Origin of the sequence: Agrobacterium sp. YIC 4121 (assembly GCF_002008205.1) — a bacterium.
Lineage (GTDB): Bacteria > Pseudomonadota > Alphaproteobacteria > Rhizobiales > Rhizobiaceae > Agrobacterium > Agrobacterium leguminum.
Map to the genome: position 1 here is coordinate 1 of NZ_MRDI01000003.1, position 14181 is coordinate 14181.

The following is a 14181-nucleotide window of genomic DNA, read 5'->3' on the forward strand; positions in this document are numbered from 1 at the left end:
AGCTCGTCAGGCTCATAACCTGAAGGCCGCAGGTTCAAATCCTGCCCCCGCAACCAAATAGCAAAACAAAACCCCGTGCACACGCGACGGGGTTTTTTCTGTTTCTGGTCTTATGAAATAACGACAAGCGTTAAGCGAACTTAGTCCCGCTTTGTCCTAATGGATAAGCGAAGTTGGAGGCTGCTCATTTCCGTCTGGTCTCTAACCTCGGAACCATCTGCTTTTTCCTTTGTTAGTGCCAACCTAAATGCAGCGCACGTTGTCGAGCCGACGCTCTTAGACAATATGACAGGTGCGTTTTTTGCGTCGGAATCGGCGTCAGCGGTAAGGTGCAGCACGCTATGAACAAGTTCTTCACCCTTTTTGCCAGCCGTACCGCGTCCTTTTCAGGCTCGCCCACTGCGTTTGTCGTCGCGCTTGGCACGATCATCGTCTGGGGAGTAAGCGGGCCGCTGTTTGGCTTTTCGGAGGTCTGGCAACTTGTCATCAACACGGGCACCACCATTGTCACCTTCCTCATGATTTTCCTCGTGCAGAATTCGCAGAACCGGGATTCTGCAGCGATGGAAGCAAAGCTGGACGAACTCCTGAGAGCCGTGGAGCAGGCACGCGCAGATTTTATCGGGATCGAGCATCTCACGGAAGAAGAAATCGAGGAGATTCGCGCCCGGCTGGAAAAGGAAAACGGACCTGAAGGCGAAAAGCCACCTCCGCATCACGCCATGGCGCGACTGCTTTCCCGGCGTTAGGTCAGACGGTTTGCCAGCTGGCGGCGGCCGTGGCCGTCTCCTGTCGCCGGGACATAGTCACTTACACCAACATGCGGCAAAGCCCGCTGACAGAAGGAGCTATTATGTCTCTCAAGGTCTTAGCATTGAATGCGACACTCAAGTCTTCCACCTCGGCAGAGCCGTCGTCCACCGAAAAACTGCTGACATTGATCCTTCGGGAGCTCGGCAATCATGATGTGCAAACCGAGACGATCAGGCTCGCCGATCATGACATCAAGCCTGGCGTTACATCCGATGAAGGCGAGGGGGACGCTTGGCCGGCCATCCGTGAAAAGATCGTTGCAGCCGATATTATTCTATTTGGAACGCCGATATGGCTCGGACAGCCCTCGAGCGTGTGCAAAAGAGCCCTGGAGCGCATGGATGCATTTCTGGACGAGACCGACGAGCAGGGGCGTATGGTTTCCTATGGGAAAGTCGCCGCGGTGGCGGTCGTCGGAAATGAAGACGGTGCTCACCATGTTTCGGCGGAACTTTTCCAGGCCCTGAATGATGTCGGCTTCACTATTCCCGCAAATGCTGTTGCCTACTGGGTGGGAGAAGCAATGGGTTCGAAGAATTTCGTCGATCTCGATGAAACGCCGGACGCCGTTAAAACCATGGTCAGCATGCTTGTGCGCAACACGGTGCACCTGGCTCTCCTCCTTAAGAACAGTCAATATCCGGGCGACAAGGACTGACGTTATCAGGGCGGCACTGCCGGCTTTTCCGCCAAGGACGTCGTATAAAACGGCTGCAATTCCTCACCATACCCCGTCCGGCGTTGTGGGTAAGGCGATCATCATGTGAGGCGGCATTCTCCCCTGCCGATAATTATTTTCGGAACTCTCTGCATGTCGGTTTGTTCGAGAGGCGTTCATGCCGGCCCGAGATGGGTTTCCCGTCTGTCGGAGGAAACTCCGAAAGGGAGGCTCGCAATCCATGATCCTAGCGGAGGAAAAATCCACATGAAGAAAACTGTTTTCGTTGTGTTGCTCTTAGGCGGCGGTGCGCTGTCGGCTTTCGCCCAGCAGACCCCAACCGCCAATCCGGGTGGCGATACGCCGGCTGTCGCGACACCGGGCGCCAATAATCCGACGGCTCCGGTGGAGGGCGCCAATAGCTTCACTGAAGCGCAGGCCAAACAGAGGATGGAAGAGGCCGGTTACACGCAGGTCAAGGACCTGACGAAGGACGACAAGGGTGTGTGGATGGCATCGGGCATGAAAGGCGGCAAGACCGTGGCCATAGCGCTCGATTATCAGGGCAACGTCGTCGCCAAGTGAGGCGCGCAGGATTTTGGGAGAAGTGACATGAGAACCGTAACCGGACTTTTCGACGACTATGATGATGCAAGTGCCGCCGTTTCCGAACTGGAAAGAGCGGGCGTGCCGTCAAGCGATATCAGCATCGTCGGCAGCAACGCCGACAGGCGGCATGGAGAGGATTCCGATTCCAACGCAGCGGAGGGCGCAGGCACAGGTGCCGGCATCGGTGCGCTTGTCGGTGGCGCGGGCGGTCTGCTGACGGGGCTTGGATTGATGGCGATCCCGGGTGTGGGGCCGGTGGTTGCAGCAGGCTGGCTTGCCGCAACAGCGGTCGGTGCAGCGGGCGGCGCCGTTGCCGGCGGTGCGGCCGGCGGGCTTATCGGAGCCATGACTCGTTCGGGCGTTTCCGAAGAGGATGCCAATCTTTACGCCGAAGGGGTTCGCAGGGGCGGTACGCTGGTCACCGCCCGCGTGGAAGATAATCTGGTGCCGGAGGCCGAGGCCGTGCTCAAGCGGCAGGGCTGGGTCGACCCTGCGGAACGCCGCGCGGCCTATCGCGAACAAGGCTGGACCGGCTTCGACGAGGCGTCGAGACCCTTTGCGCCGGAAGATGTTGAGCAGGAGCGTAACCGGTACCGCCGCTCCGCAATTTGACGAACTCACCCGTCAGCCGGGGGCATGGTTTTGCCATCGCCTCCGGTCAACGCCTTGCAGGAGCTGACATGGCCAGAAAACCAGATTCCACCTCATCATCCGCCACCTCCACCATTCACGACCAGAAGCTTGTTCGGGGGGATGGCGGAGAACTGCACCAGACCGCGACCGGCGACGAGCCCGTGCTAACGACCGCGCAGGGCGGGCCGGTTGCAGACGATCAGAATTCGCTTCGGGTCGGTTCTCGCGGGCCGCTTGTCGTGGATGATTTCCATTTTCGCGAGAAGATCTTCCATTTCGATCATGAGAGAATTCCCGAGCGCGTGGTTCACGCCCGCGGTTACGGCGCACACGGCTATTTCGAGACTTACGACTCCCTTGCCGCCCATACCAAGGCCGATCTCTTCCAGCGGGCGGGTGAAAAGACCCCGGCCTTCGTGCGGTTCTCGACCGTCGCCGGCAACAAGGGGTCGGCCGACCTTGCGCGGGATGTGCGTGGTTTTGCCGTGAAGCTCTACACCAGGGAGGGAAACTGGGACCTTGTCGGCAACAACATTCCCGTCTTCTTCATTCAGGATGCGATCAAGTTTCCGGATCTCATCCATGCCGCCAAGCAGGAGCCTGATCGCGCCTTTCCGCAAGCGCAAACCGCGCATGACACCTTTTGGGATTTCATCAGTCTCACGCCTGAAAGCATGAACATGGTCATGTGGATCATGTCGGATCGGACCATTCCGCGCTCCTTCCGGTTCATGGAAGGTTTCGGGGTTCACACCTTCCGATTCATCAACGCGAAGGAGCAATCGACCTTCGTGAAGTTTCACTGGAAGCCGAAGCTCGGATTGCAGTCGGTGGCGTGGAACGAGGCGGTCAAGATCAACGGCGCCGATCCCGATTTTCACCGGCGTGATCTTTGGGCGGCGATCCAGTCCGGCAATTTTCCGGAATGGGAGTTGCAGGTTCAGCTTTTTGATCAGGATTTCGCCGACAGCTTCGATTTCGACGTTCTCGACCCCACCAAGATCATTCCCGAGGAGATATTGGCGCCCAAACCGGTCGGCCGGCTTGTCCTAGACCGGATGCCGGACAATTTCTTTGCCGAGACCGAACAGGTGGCGTTCATGACGCAGAACGTGCCGCCGGGCATCGATTTCAGCAATGATCCGCTGCTGCAGGGCAGGAATTTTTCCTATCTCGATACGCAGCTCAAGCGTCTCGGCGGGCCGAACTTCACGCATTTGCCCATCAATGCGCCCAAGTGTCCTTTCGCGCATTTCCAGCAGGATGGCCATATGGCGATGCACAATCCGACCGGACGGGCGAATTATCAGCCCAATTCCTTCGGGGAAGGGCCAAGGGAATCGCCGTCGCGTGGATTCCGGCATTTCCCTGCCGAGGAGCAGGGCGCCAAGGCAAGGTTGCGGCCGGAAAGTTTCGCCGACCACTATAGTCAGGCGCGCCAGTTCTACATCAGCCAGACGCCACCTGAACAACGTCATATCGCATCGGCGCTCACCTTCGAACTCAGCAAGGTGGAAACTCCCGTCATTCGTGAGAGGATGGTCGCGCATCTTCTCAATATCGACGAAACGCTTGCCGCGACGGTGGCGCAGAAGCTCGGCCTGCAAGCCATGCCGAAACCGGCGGATGCCGCCATGCCAACCCGTCAGGATCTGGAGCCGTCGCCGGCGCTCAGTATCGTTCAGCGGGGTCCCAAACGGTTCGAGGGTCGCAAGCTCGGCATTCTCATTACCGACGGCGTAGACGCCAAGCTGCTGAAGGGACTGACCAAAGCGGTCGAGGCGGAAAAAGCTGTCTTCGAGCTTATCGCGCCCAAGGTCGGCGGGGTAACGGCGTCGGACGGCACCGTCGTCGAGGCACATCACATGATTGATGGCGGGCCTTCGGTGCTTTTCGATGCGGTGGCGCTGCTGACATCGGCGGCGGCCATCGATGAGCTGATCAAGGAGGCAACTGCGCGGGATTTCGTCGCCGATGCGTTCCAGCACTGCAAATTCATTGGCTACGACCAGTCGGCGCTGCCGTTACTGGAAAAAGCGGGAATTGCCGATGTCATGGATGAAGGCATGCTGCCATTGCCGGGTGAAGGAGGACTGGCTGCCTTCGTATCAGAGCTCGGCAAACTTCGAGTCTGGGCGCGCGAACCGTCGCTCAAACTCGGCAAGGCCTCCGTGCCGGTCGATAAGCAATGAAACACCCACTCTCACTCACCACCAAGCAACAGGAGACTAAAAATGGCTGAGAAGACATTGGAAGACCTTTTCCTCGATACGGTGAAGGATATTTATTTCGCGGAACGCCAGATTCTCAAGGCGCTTCCGAAAATGGCGCGGGCTGCGCAGTCAGCGGATTTAAAGGCGGCATTCGAAAAGCACAGGGACGAGACCGAGGTCCACGTGGAGCGATTGCAGAATGTCTTCGAGTTGCTCGGCAAGCCGGCACGCGGCAAGACCTGCGAAGCGATCCAGGGCATTATCTCGGAAGGCGAGGAAATCATGGAGGAGTTCAAGGGCTCTCCCGCGCTCGATGCCGGGCTGATTTCTTCGGCGCAGGCCGTGGAGCACTACGAGATCACCCGTTATGGCACCTTGAAGACATGGGCGGTCGAACTCGGCATGAAGGAAGCGGCCAAACTGTTCGAGCAGACGCTGGGCGAGGAAAGCGCAACGGATACGGCTCTCTCTTCGCTTGCCCAGGCACGCGCCAACGTGAAGGCTAAATCCAAGGCGGCATGAGCCGTCACGCGGACGTGCCGCCGATACCGGCGGCGCGTCCAATTTTACAGTTGTCTCTTTCATGCGAGGCTGAACCATGAGGCTGTTTCGCGACAATGGATTGACGATTGTCCTTGTCCTGACTTCCCTTTTGACGATCGGTGGCATGCTTGCGACCGGCTGGGTCGTTTACAACGAGGAGCTTGCGCAGCATCAGGCGACGCCCCTGACGCTTCTTTCCTACGCAAAGAGCGGCCATTTTCTTTCCGCCCTGTTCGAAAACTGGGAGAGCGAATTTCTCCAGATGTCGGCTTATGTGATGCTGACCGCGTTTCTTTTTCAGAGAGGCTCGTCGGAATCCAAAGACCCCGATAAAGCTGCATCGCAGGACGAAGATCCCGCACAAAAAGCAGATGATCCCGAGGCGCCCTGGCCGGTGAAAGCAGGGGGATTTATCCGCACCCTCTATTCCTATTCTCTGGGATTGGCGCTGTTCTTCCTTTTCATCGTCAGTTTTGTTCTCCATCTGAAATACAGCGCTGACGCAGGGGCAGTGGAAGCCGCCATGCACGGTGAGCCCGAGACAACGCTATTTGCGCATCTGGGAAGTGTGGAATTCTGGTTTGAATCTTTTCAGAACTGGCAATCGGAGTTTCTTTCGACCGCGGTTCTCGTCATTCTCTCCATCTTCCTGCGCTTCCGCGGGTCGCCGGAATCGAAACCCGTTGCCGCTCCTCACAGCGAGACCGGCGGATAGGGAGGAGGAATTGATCGAGTTTTCTGCCGAGGGAGACTGGCGGCACCTGTGCGTCGACATGCAACGCGTTTTCGCCGAGGATACGCCATGGCATGTCGAATGGATGGACCGCATCAGCGAGGAGGTGGAGGCTGTGGTTCAAGGCGATCCCGCCCGATGCATCTTCACCTGTTTTGTGCCGCCGAAATCTGTCGAGCAGGCCGTTGGTGCATGGCGGGCCTATTATGAAAAATGGCCGATGATGACGCAGCAGTCGCTGGTCCCGGAACTGATCGGTGTTATACCAGCGCTGTCGCGCTACATACCGCCCGCCCGCATCTTTCGTAAAAGCGTGTACTCCCCCTGGCAGCATGGAGGCCTTGGCGACCTCCTGCGGGAGGAACGGGTTTCAACATTGGTGATTACCGGCGGTGAAACAGATGTCTGCGTTCTCGCCACCGTTCTGGGAGCGATAGACCAGGGTTTTTACGTCATTCTGGTCGAAGACGCGCTTTGTAGCGGAAGGGATGCGACACACGATGCGGCGTTGAAGCTGCTGTCTGGCCGTTTTTCGACGCAGTTGCAGGTGTGCGATACAGCGACCCTCCTTGCGGCGCTTCCCAGGCAATCCGCTCCGCGGTTCATGAGACCCTAATATCAGAATTGCTTCGGGCGATTAGCGGAAGCAGCCAGCGGTCTTCACCGAAGACAAGGAACAAGGCTCCCCGAGCGAAGTTAGGCCGCCTATCTTTACAAGAACCGGAGGCTCCGCCGTGGCCCAAACCGTTGATCACGAAACCAGCAACAGCCTCAATATCGAGGCGGCGACCCCCAAGGTGATTAAGATCATCGTGGGGGAGCGGACGGTGCTTGAGGGCGTGCTGAACACCGGCAGCGTCTTGAGAGTGCAGACAAAGGAGGGCGCCGAGCCACAATCCATCGAACTTGCGATCGAGGACCTGGCTCGGTGAAGGTTGTGGTGTGCGACCGGATTAACCCTGGAAATTGCCCTCGCTGGTATCTCGTTCGTCATAGTTCAAATCCCAGTCCTTCTCGGGTTTCTTGACGCCGGGCGGCAGTTTGTTGGCGGTTGCGTCGTCCGAACCGGTGATAACCCTTGGCTTCGCGCTCGCCACGCCGTTGTTTTTCGAGGTTTTCTTACCGCGCGCAAATTGCGGTTCGCTGTCCTTGTGAATTTGCTTCAGCTTGTCGTTCTTGTTCATGACATCCTCCTTGATCCCTCCCTAACAGTTTTACAGCACCGCTGTTCCCTCAATGCCTCAGCAAGATCGGAACCTCTCCATGACGCTGCGGTTAAAAGACCTGCCGGATAGCGGATCCGCCATTCCTGCAACCATAAGCGGAGATGAAGCGATGAGCCTACCCGACAAGGACACCCAGCCGGAGCCCGGTACGGACGATGCCCGGTCCGTCGATACTGAAGAAAGCCGCCGGGACAGGGAAAAGGCGAGAAAGAACGCGGAACGCATGATCGAAGAGAGGTGGCGGAGGCAACCGCCCAAGGGTGTAGATGAGGCCTGAAACCAACTGTCCTATCTAAAGCTTCGCGCGCGCCTGCGCTTTTCCAATCGACGTCGTCGAAATCCTCATTGATGTCGCCATTGTACGTTGGCGTACAGCAACCAAGCGTCCGCCGAGACATTTCCCCATAGTGAAAGGATGGGAAAATGGCCAAGCACGCTGTGAGTGGAGTTTCCGGAAACACATTGAGTGAAGCGCAGCTGGAGGAGTTGCGCATCGGTATTGCGGAGCTGGCGCCGGCCCTGACGGCTTTTGCGCGCCGCTTCGTCAGAAATGAGGAGGATGTTGACGATCTCGTTCAGGAGACGATGTTGCGGGGGCTTCGGGCCCTGCATGGTTTTACCCCCGGCACGGCGCTGAAATCATGGCTCTTCACCATTTTGCGCAACACGTTCTGCACTCGCTACAAGGTGTCGAGGCGTGAATGCGTCGGCTTGCCGGTCGGTATCGAGCAATCCATGTCTACCCCTGCCAGCCAAGAATGGCGTGTGCAGCATCAGGAGGTCATGAGGGCTATCCGCCATCTCGACAAGGACCAGAAAAAAGCTCTGCTGCTCGTGGCGGCAGGGACGAGTTATTCCGATGCCGCCGCCATCTGCGGCTGCCGGGTGGGCACCATCAAAAGCCGCGTCAACAGGGCGAGGGAGTCGCTACGTCGAAATCTGGACTGAGTGCTGGTGACAGCCGGCCGCACGCCGCAGACAGGTGGGCGCTACCTGTCCTGCTGGTGACCTTGATGTGTCGTGTTTATCTTTATGTTTGCCTGCCTCCCGGTCTGGGTTGAAACCTTCTGTTCCTTGACGGCGGAGGTTTCTTCCGTGTTCAGACGGTCGTTGTCGCCGGGCCCTTGCTGGCTTCTGTTCTCTTCGGGAATGGGGAGTGTTTTCCTGGTCATGTTACACCTCGTCCGGCATGAGTTCGTGGAGCGACCCGAACCATGCTTGCGCAGGTTTGTTCCCCCCGTCCGTCGACGCCTTTCATATTGCAGGCGAGTGACGCCACGGATGGATGAATGGGAAACCGGAACGCATCATTCCGTTCCTGGGCATGACGAGGTACGCGATTATCCGAAACCGTAGAGGAACGTCTTTTAAGACGTCATCGAACCTGAGACCAAGCCGAACCGACAACGCGTAAGGCTGGAAAATCAGCCGACAAGCAATTTGGTTCGAAAATAGAGAGTTGCGAGCCGCTGAAGTTTCAGGGGATCGACAACGCCGCGATCATACATTTTCAGGACATAGCGGGCGACGTCTGCCCGGCACAAAGCCGGATCGCGTTCTGCGGACAGAACATTCTCGTAGGCTGCCTTAACGATGTTGATGTCTTCGTTCAGAAAAATTCCGGAACTCTGGTACTCGTGATTGGCGTGCATTTCACCTCCTTGAAACGCATCCTGCATTTCACAGCGTGAGGGAAGATGAACCCATACTATAGGGAAATGGCCAAACGTAAATGTTCGGAAGCGTACCGAACGACGATTGAGAAGGTCGTGCGGACTACCGAACCCCGCTGCTTTCGACAATGACGAGGTCGTCAAGCGGGATTTCAGACTGGTATTCGCGCAGAAAGCGGGCGAATACACGATTGCTTTCCTGTTCAGGCATGCCGTAGAGATCGCGCGCATAGTTCTCGAGCATCTCGCGGTTCCTGATCGTAATTCTTCCCCTTTCGGAACGAATGAACCCATGGCTTTCGAGAACGTGGAGGGCGTCCGTTACACTTGCTCGCCTGACGGCCAGCATGGTGGACAAAAAGTCGTGGGTCAGTGGCAGATGATTGCCTTCTATGCGGTCGTGGCACATCAGGAGCCAGCGGGCGAGCCGCTCCGTTACGGACTGGGTGGCATTGGAAGACGCCGTGTATTCCACCTGCGTTCTTGAGATGTGCAGTGCACAGACAAGAATCTCGAAAAAGACCCGATATTTTTCAAGAAGCGCTTCAAACGACCGCATGTCCATGACAAGGGCTTCGCCGGGAGCCTGTATCACGATTTCGGTCAGGTTTCTTTCCGCGCCAGCGACCGCCCCTGTCGGCACAAATCCCTCTCTCCCGACAAGCCCCGCTTCTGTTTTGCGCTCCGATTTGGTGACGACCACGACGGAGGCAATGCCGGATGACAGGAAGAAAACACGCTCGACGGGCGCGCCGGCGGATATCAACACATCGCCCAATGCGAGCTTGACGGGCTTACAGACGCCCGTTACGTCACGCCTGATGTCATCTGGCAGAAGAGAAAGCAGAAAATTCGCTTCGCCATCGCCCTCGGCTTGTTTCAACATAACACGTGCCTCGCTTTAATGTCTGATGCCCCCTCCTTGAGCCATCAAAGCGGAAACAATGTTTTCGATGTCTTCCGAACGTCCGGAGAGGACAAAAGGTCCCGGCTCGCTGTCAATAACCGTCTCTGGCACGAAAAAAAGATAAGGAATTGCCTCTTCGTCCAGTTGTTCAGTGAGACGCAGCATGACGTCCGCCTCGTAACGAACGTCAATAATCGCCGCGGCAAATTTGAGAGCGTCTTCACTTTCAATGAAGCTGGCGGAGTAGGGTCCTTCCAGGCCGATCTGGGCATGAAACCACGCCATTCGGATTTCCGATGTAACAGTATCTGTCATGCCAATGATTGCGATGGTGAGGCGTTTAACGGTCTGCATGCTTTACTCCTCGCGCACCATCGGCATGCGTGTGCCTGTTCCCACCATAACGCCTGAGCAAGACGATTTCAGCCGCCCGGTCACTGAATTTATCAAATAAGCGCGAGGGGAGTGCTGCAATTTCAGAAATTGATCCCGAAAAACAGCGGCCAATACTCGAATTCGAGAGGTAATGATCTGATGTTCTAGCGTCTTGCGGCGGAACAATTGCGCATGAGCGGGGTTGGGGCGTCTTCCGGATCGGAAGGATTTCCTTCCTCGAGATGCGAGCCGGTGTTAGCGAGGGAAGATAAGACAATGACCACCATTCCGCTGATCGGTGCCGGTGCGCTTGAGATTTCGCTGGTCAGCCGGCAGTTTCTGATCGCCGACATGAAAGAGGCAATCTCTCTGCTGGAAGAACACTGGCCGGTAAAAACCGGTGTCCACTATCGTCTTGCCCTCAGGAGTTGCCGCCTCGCTCTGTTGCGAAATGGCTCCTCAACCGTTGCGCGGGAACACCTGATTGCCGCGTGTCTGGAGGCGGGCGTGAGCCATAAAGCCGTTTCCACCAATCAAATCCGTCTTTAGGTCAGGTCCATGCGAACTTGTATTCATCCATAGGGGAGGTATCCGATGGCGGGGAAAAACAATGACATGGCTGATGAGCCGCGGGAAAGCATCAGGCCCGAACAGGATATGAACCGACCGTTAAGTGAAAGGCTCGACTCGAAATTCTCGCCCATCGGCGTAGATGATGGCGATTTTCGAGGGCGCAAACGGACGTGGAAAACCATGATGGTCTATACGCTGGTCATATTCGCCCTCGCTGTTGCGATTGCACTCTATTTTCTGACAGGAACGCATCCCGGCCGCGCGGTGTGAGGCGAGGCCGCGATGTGTTCCGGTCTATACTTTGCCGGCTATCAGATCGAGGCCACTGATCGATGGAAAGCAGACTTCTTCGCTTCTTCGCCGCAAGGGAATATCCACCTGATAGGGCACAGCCACCATCAGTTGCAGGGAGGTGCGCAACCGGTTCGGTGCCGTCGTGTCGGTCAGGGTCAGATGGGCGGTCGCAGCAAGGCGTTCAGCCTCGTGCGTCGGGACCACATTGCTCTCCAGCAGCTTCGCAGCCGCCAAAGCCAGGTGGCGGCTGGGGTAAACTGCCCTCATGACCTCAGAGACGACAACGGCCCACCCGTTCTCATGCGCGATGATTTGATATTCGATGCTCTTTTCCATGGTGTTCAAGCCTCCCTGTTCGGTCGCACCTAACCACGATGGGAAAAGCTTGTTCCTCACTTTGGGGCGATTGCGGCAGGCCGGTTTGGCTAAGTCGTCGCGCCAAGGATTTCGCCTATTTTGTGCAGGTCGGAGACGAAGGCGCGGCGCTGTCGATCCGCCTCCTGCCGGTCGCGAAGGCGCAGCAGATAAGATGGATGGATGGTGACGAGAAGGCGTGTGCCGGCCGGCGTCAAAAGAACATGCCCGCGTTCCTTCGTCACGCCGCTTGCGCGTCCCGTCAGCGCGTAAAAGGCTGTGGCGCCCATCGCCACGACAAGGTCTGGCTCGACAAGCCGCAGTTCTGCACCCAGCCACCACGCGCAGCGCTGCACCTCCCCGCCGTTCGGGCGGGCATGCAGACGTCGTTTCCCACGCTGCTCGAATTTGAAATGTTTTACGGCGTTGGTCACATAACATTGCGAACGATCCACACCCGCTTCTTTGAGGCATTCGTCGAGCAGGCGACCGGCCGGACCAACGAAAGGCCGTCCTTTCAGGTCTTCTTCATTGCCGGGCTGTTCGCCGACGAGGACTACGCGCGCCCGGGTGTCGCCGTCGCCGAAAACAAGCTGGGTGGCGTTCCTGTAGAGATCGCATCTTTCACAGCTTTCCGCTTCCTTGCGCAAAGCGCCAAGTGAGGGCGCGCTGGCGCTTTCGGGCTGGAAGGCGGGTGGCAGACGGTTTTTGCGCGTACTTCTTGCCAAGGTGGTGGCTCCCCGCAGATACGGCCATTTCTCCCCTGCCGTGACGGTGGGGGTCCACATACCCAATGACCGGGTTTCGATATATGATGCTGCCTCAAAAATGGGCCAAAATTTGAACTTGCGTCCATCTGCGCGGTAGGAACGATCCGTTCTACCAATTCGTACGGAAACGTACTCACTGTTTTCATGGGATTTTCCGCTGCTAATATGACCGCCGCAGGTTGATGTTTTTTCGAGCAAAGGGGCGACCGGGCGAACCGCTATGCTTGGATCAGATTTTCTTGTTTATAACCGATTGTTGAAGACCCTCGGCACAGAACGCCTGTCGCAGCTTGCGTCGCGGCTGGAGCCCGTGGATCTGCCGGCGGGACATCGGCTCGTTGCCGCTGGCAAGCCCATTTCTCATCTCTGTTTTATCGAAACCGGTCTTGCATCGACGGTCGTTCATGATGACGGCGGCAAAAGCATTGAAGCCGTGCTTGTTGGGCGAGAGGGCATCACCGGCTGGCCCGTTCTGCTGGGCGCGGAAACCACGCCGGACGAAACCGTCATGGGCGTGGGCGGTCGTGGCTTCCTGATTCCGGCCGCTGAAATACGGCGGGAAATGGAGGAAGACGCGCGACTGCGTGAGCTTTTGCTGGGCTATATCAACATCTGCCTGCTTCAGGCCAGCCAGCTTGTGCTGGCAAATGGGCAATATGGTCTGCGGGAAAGGCTCGCACGCTGGCTGCTGATGTGTCATGACCGCCTCGATATGGATGATTTGCCGATTACCCATGAGTTTCTCTCCACCGTTCTTGGGGTGCGGCGGCCTGGCATTACCAACGAGCTGCATGTTCTCGAAGGCATTCATGCCATTCGCGCCAGCCGCGGAAATGTCCGCATTGTCAATCGCGGTATACTGGAAGACGTCGCCGACATGACCTATGGCGTCCCCGAAAGAGAATATGAAACACTGATGGCCCGTATGCGGACGGATGATGCCCTTTCAGTCCTTTCGGTCCAGCGCATCGCTGAAACGGACGACTTTCAGTAAGTCATGCTGCTTGTTACGGATGATGATGCATCCTTCGGAGATGTCACGCCCTTGCAGGATCGCCTCGCTCATCAAGGCGCGGGCGTCCTTGCGCGCCTCTTCGATCGCTTGGTCGAGGGAAGGGAGCTCGCTTCCTTCCGGGTCATCAAGGACGTTTTTACCGCTGATTACATTGAAGAAAAATCTTGGCATTGCGGGTCTTCCCAAGAAACGATGGTCGCCGCTGACGCATGGAGTGGCCTATCCCTAGCCAAACTGCCGCAAATATTGCGCCTGTTTTTCAAGCCGTGCGGCAAGTTCGGAAATGCTCATATTCGTCGCGCATAGATGGATGGCGCATTCCAGGAAGTGCAGGGATGAGCGTCGGAGAAAGTCCTGCTGCTGCTCATGCGCCATTCTGGAGATGCGATCGGTTTTTCCGGATTTATCCGTCATCTTCTGTTCCCTCGGTTTGAATTCTGGGTCGCCTAACCAGTGGAGCGTGCAATTGTTTCGAAAAAAATTCCGCTGTTGCCTCCCCGTCTTCGCGGAACATTGCCCCAGCAAAGTGGTTGGGGAGCGTTGAACCCAACCGGAGGCAATGATGACCAATAATTCTCCACGAGACGGTGCTCCCGGCACCACCGACCAATCGCCGCGATGGGAAGGGCCGAAGGAAAGCCGACCCAGAGGCTACATGAAACCCACGGACGACCCCGAGCACGATCGGGATGCTGTCGGTGAAAATCTCAAGGACCCACGGAAGAAGCGTGTTTCCGATGCAATGAAAACCCGCGACGACCAATAGGCCAGCGGCTTGTCCGCTGCCACCCG

At 57.2% G+C, this 14181-nt stretch carries 23 protein-coding genes; 15 read left to right on the plus strand and 8 right to left on the minus strand.

Features of this window, described 5'->3' with window-relative positions; genetic code table 11:
* Positions 1 to 341: 341 nt before the first annotated feature.
* The 9 genes from BTE54_RS04130 to BTE54_RS04170 all read left to right on the plus strand — a co-directional run bounded on the left by BTE54_RS04130 (position 342) and on the right by BTE54_RS04170 (position 7134).
* Positions 342 to 749, plus strand: coding sequence for a low affinity iron permease family protein (locus tag BTE54_RS04130; protein ID WP_078051580.1), 408 nt, complete (start codon positions 342 to 344; stop codon positions 747 to 749).
* A 104-nt stretch (positions 750 to 853) separates the two neighbouring features.
* Positions 854 to 1471: an NAD(P)H-dependent oxidoreductase gene (locus BTE54_RS04135; RefSeq protein ID WP_078051581.1), complete on the plus strand. Its 618-nt coding sequence runs from the start codon at positions 854 to 856 to the stop codon at positions 1469 to 1471.
* Positions 1472 to 1738: 267 nt separating this feature from the next.
* Positions 1739 to 2056, plus strand: a complete 318-nt coding sequence (locus BTE54_RS04140) for a PepSY domain-containing protein (RefSeq protein ID WP_078051582.1) — start codon at positions 1739 to 1741, stop codon at positions 2054 to 2056.
* 27 nt (positions 2057 to 2083) lie between these two features.
* Complete coding sequence (locus BTE54_RS04145) at positions 2084 to 2692, plus strand: general stress protein (protein ID WP_065656238.1); 609 nt, start codon at positions 2084 to 2086, stop codon at positions 2690 to 2692.
* Between the two features lie 68 nt (positions 2693 to 2760).
* Entirely contained in the window at positions 2761 to 4905 is a 2145-nt protein-coding gene (gene catE / locus BTE54_RS04150; protein ID WP_078051583.1) for a catalase C, read from the plus strand.
* A 42-nt stretch (positions 4906 to 4947) separates the two neighbouring features.
* On the plus strand, positions 4948 to 5448 hold the full coding sequence (locus tag BTE54_RS04155) for a ferritin-like domain-containing protein (protein ID WP_003520646.1): 501 nt from the start codon (positions 4948 to 4950) through the stop codon (positions 5446 to 5448).
* 76 nt (positions 5449 to 5524) lie between these two features.
* Positions 5525 to 6184: a DUF6766 family protein gene (locus BTE54_RS04160; RefSeq protein ID WP_065656240.1), complete on the plus strand. Its 660-nt coding sequence runs from the start codon at positions 5525 to 5527 to the stop codon at positions 6182 to 6184.
* Between the two features lie 10 nt (positions 6185 to 6194).
* On the plus strand, positions 6195 to 6818 hold the full coding sequence (locus BTE54_RS04165) for an isochorismatase family cysteine hydrolase (RefSeq protein WP_162934128.1): 624 nt from the start codon (positions 6195 to 6197) through the stop codon (positions 6816 to 6818).
* 118 nt (positions 6819 to 6936) lie between these two features.
* Positions 6937 to 7134: a hypothetical protein gene (locus BTE54_RS04170; RefSeq protein WP_078051584.1), complete on the plus strand. Its 198-nt coding sequence runs from the start codon at positions 6937 to 6939 to the stop codon at positions 7132 to 7134.
* Positions 7135 to 7155: 21 nt separating this feature from the next.
* Here the strand turns inward: BTE54_RS04170 and BTE54_RS04175 are convergent, their stop codons facing one another.
* Entirely contained in the window at positions 7156 to 7386 is a 231-nt protein-coding gene (locus BTE54_RS04175) for a hypothetical protein (RefSeq protein WP_078051585.1), read from the minus strand.
* A gap of 79 nt (positions 7387 to 7465) precedes the next feature.
* Between BTE54_RS04175 and BTE54_RS24940 the strand changes: the two genes are divergently transcribed.
* Both BTE54_RS24940 and BTE54_RS04180 read left to right on the plus strand, forming a co-directional pair.
* The gene (locus tag BTE54_RS24940; protein WP_158080259.1) at positions 7466 to 7705 is read left to right on the plus strand and encodes a hypothetical protein; all 240 of its coding nucleotides are present in this window, start codon (positions 7466 to 7468) and stop codon (positions 7703 to 7705) included.
* 146 nt (positions 7706 to 7851) lie between these two features.
* A complete protein-coding gene (locus BTE54_RS04180) occupies positions 7852 to 8376 on the plus strand; it encodes a sigma-70 family RNA polymerase sigma factor (RefSeq protein ID WP_078051586.1) in 525 nt (174 codons plus the stop codon).
* A gap of 476 nt (positions 8377 to 8852) precedes the next feature.
* Here BTE54_RS04180 and BTE54_RS04190 read toward each other — a convergent pair whose 3' ends face one another.
* The 3 genes from BTE54_RS04190 to BTE54_RS04200 form a co-directional block, all read right to left on the minus strand.
* Entirely contained in the window at positions 8853 to 9080 is a 228-nt protein-coding gene (locus BTE54_RS04190; protein WP_065656246.1) for a hypothetical protein, read from the minus strand.
* A gap of 124 nt (positions 9081 to 9204) precedes the next feature.
* Positions 9205 to 9987: a Crp/Fnr family transcriptional regulator gene (locus BTE54_RS04195; RefSeq protein WP_078051587.1), complete on the minus strand. Its 783-nt coding sequence runs from the start codon at positions 9985 to 9987 to the stop codon at positions 9205 to 9207.
* 15 nt (positions 9988 to 10002) lie between these two features.
* Positions 10003 to 10362, minus strand: a complete 360-nt coding sequence (locus BTE54_RS04200; protein WP_003520657.1) for a hypothetical protein — start codon at positions 10360 to 10362, stop codon at positions 10003 to 10005.
* 297 nt (positions 10363 to 10659) lie between these two features.
* On the opposite strand from BTE54_RS04200, the gene BTE54_RS04205 reads away from it, so the two are divergent.
* Positions 10660 to 10932: a DUF982 domain-containing protein gene (locus tag BTE54_RS04205; RefSeq protein ID WP_158080260.1), complete on the plus strand. Its 273-nt coding sequence runs from the start codon at positions 10660 to 10662 to the stop codon at positions 10930 to 10932.
* Positions 10933 to 10977: 45 nt separating this feature from the next.
* Entirely contained in the window at positions 10978 to 11226 is a 249-nt protein-coding gene (locus BTE54_RS04210; RefSeq protein ID WP_078051589.1) for a hypothetical protein, read from the plus strand.
* A 24-nt stretch (positions 11227 to 11250) separates the two neighbouring features.
* Here BTE54_RS04210 and BTE54_RS04215 read toward each other — a convergent pair whose 3' ends face one another.
* Together BTE54_RS04215 and BTE54_RS04220 are read right to left on the minus strand one after the other, a co-directional pair.
* Positions 11251 to 11586 carry a hypothetical protein gene (locus BTE54_RS04215; RefSeq protein ID WP_078051590.1) on the minus strand — a complete coding sequence of 112 codons (336 nt, stop codon included), beginning with the start codon at positions 11584 to 11586 and terminating at the stop codon, positions 11251 to 11253.
* A gap of 89 nt (positions 11587 to 11675) precedes the next feature.
* Complete coding sequence (locus BTE54_RS04220) at positions 11676 to 12332, minus strand: UdgX family uracil-DNA binding protein (RefSeq protein ID WP_078051591.1); 657 nt, start codon at positions 12330 to 12332, stop codon at positions 11676 to 11678.
* Between the two features lie 262 nt (positions 12333 to 12594).
* On the opposite strand from BTE54_RS04220, the gene BTE54_RS04225 reads away from it, so the two are divergent.
* Positions 12595 to 13368: a Crp/Fnr family transcriptional regulator gene (locus BTE54_RS04225; RefSeq protein WP_065656253.1), complete on the plus strand. Its 774-nt coding sequence runs from the start codon at positions 12595 to 12597 to the stop codon at positions 13366 to 13368.
* Here the strand turns inward: BTE54_RS04225 and BTE54_RS04230 are convergent.
* Both BTE54_RS04230 and BTE54_RS25220 read right to left on the minus strand, forming a co-directional pair.
* Positions 13321 to 13560: a hypothetical protein gene (locus BTE54_RS04230; RefSeq protein ID WP_078051592.1), complete on the minus strand. Its 240-nt coding sequence runs from the start codon at positions 13558 to 13560 to the stop codon at positions 13321 to 13323. The two genes, BTE54_RS04225 and BTE54_RS04230, sit on opposite strands and share 48 nt — an antisense overlap.
* A 54-nt stretch (positions 13561 to 13614) precedes the next feature.
* On the minus strand, positions 13615 to 13959 hold the full coding sequence (locus BTE54_RS25220; protein WP_223215547.1) for a hypothetical protein: 345 nt from the start codon (positions 13957 to 13959) through the stop codon (positions 13615 to 13617).
* Here BTE54_RS25220 and BTE54_RS25225 point away from each other — a divergent pair.
* Positions 13952 to 14155, plus strand: coding sequence for a hypothetical protein (locus tag BTE54_RS25225; protein WP_035237037.1), 204 nt, complete (start codon positions 13952 to 13954; stop codon positions 14153 to 14155). The two genes, BTE54_RS25220 and BTE54_RS25225, sit on opposite strands and share 8 nt — an antisense overlap.
* Positions 14156 to 14181 lie beyond the last annotated feature (26 nt).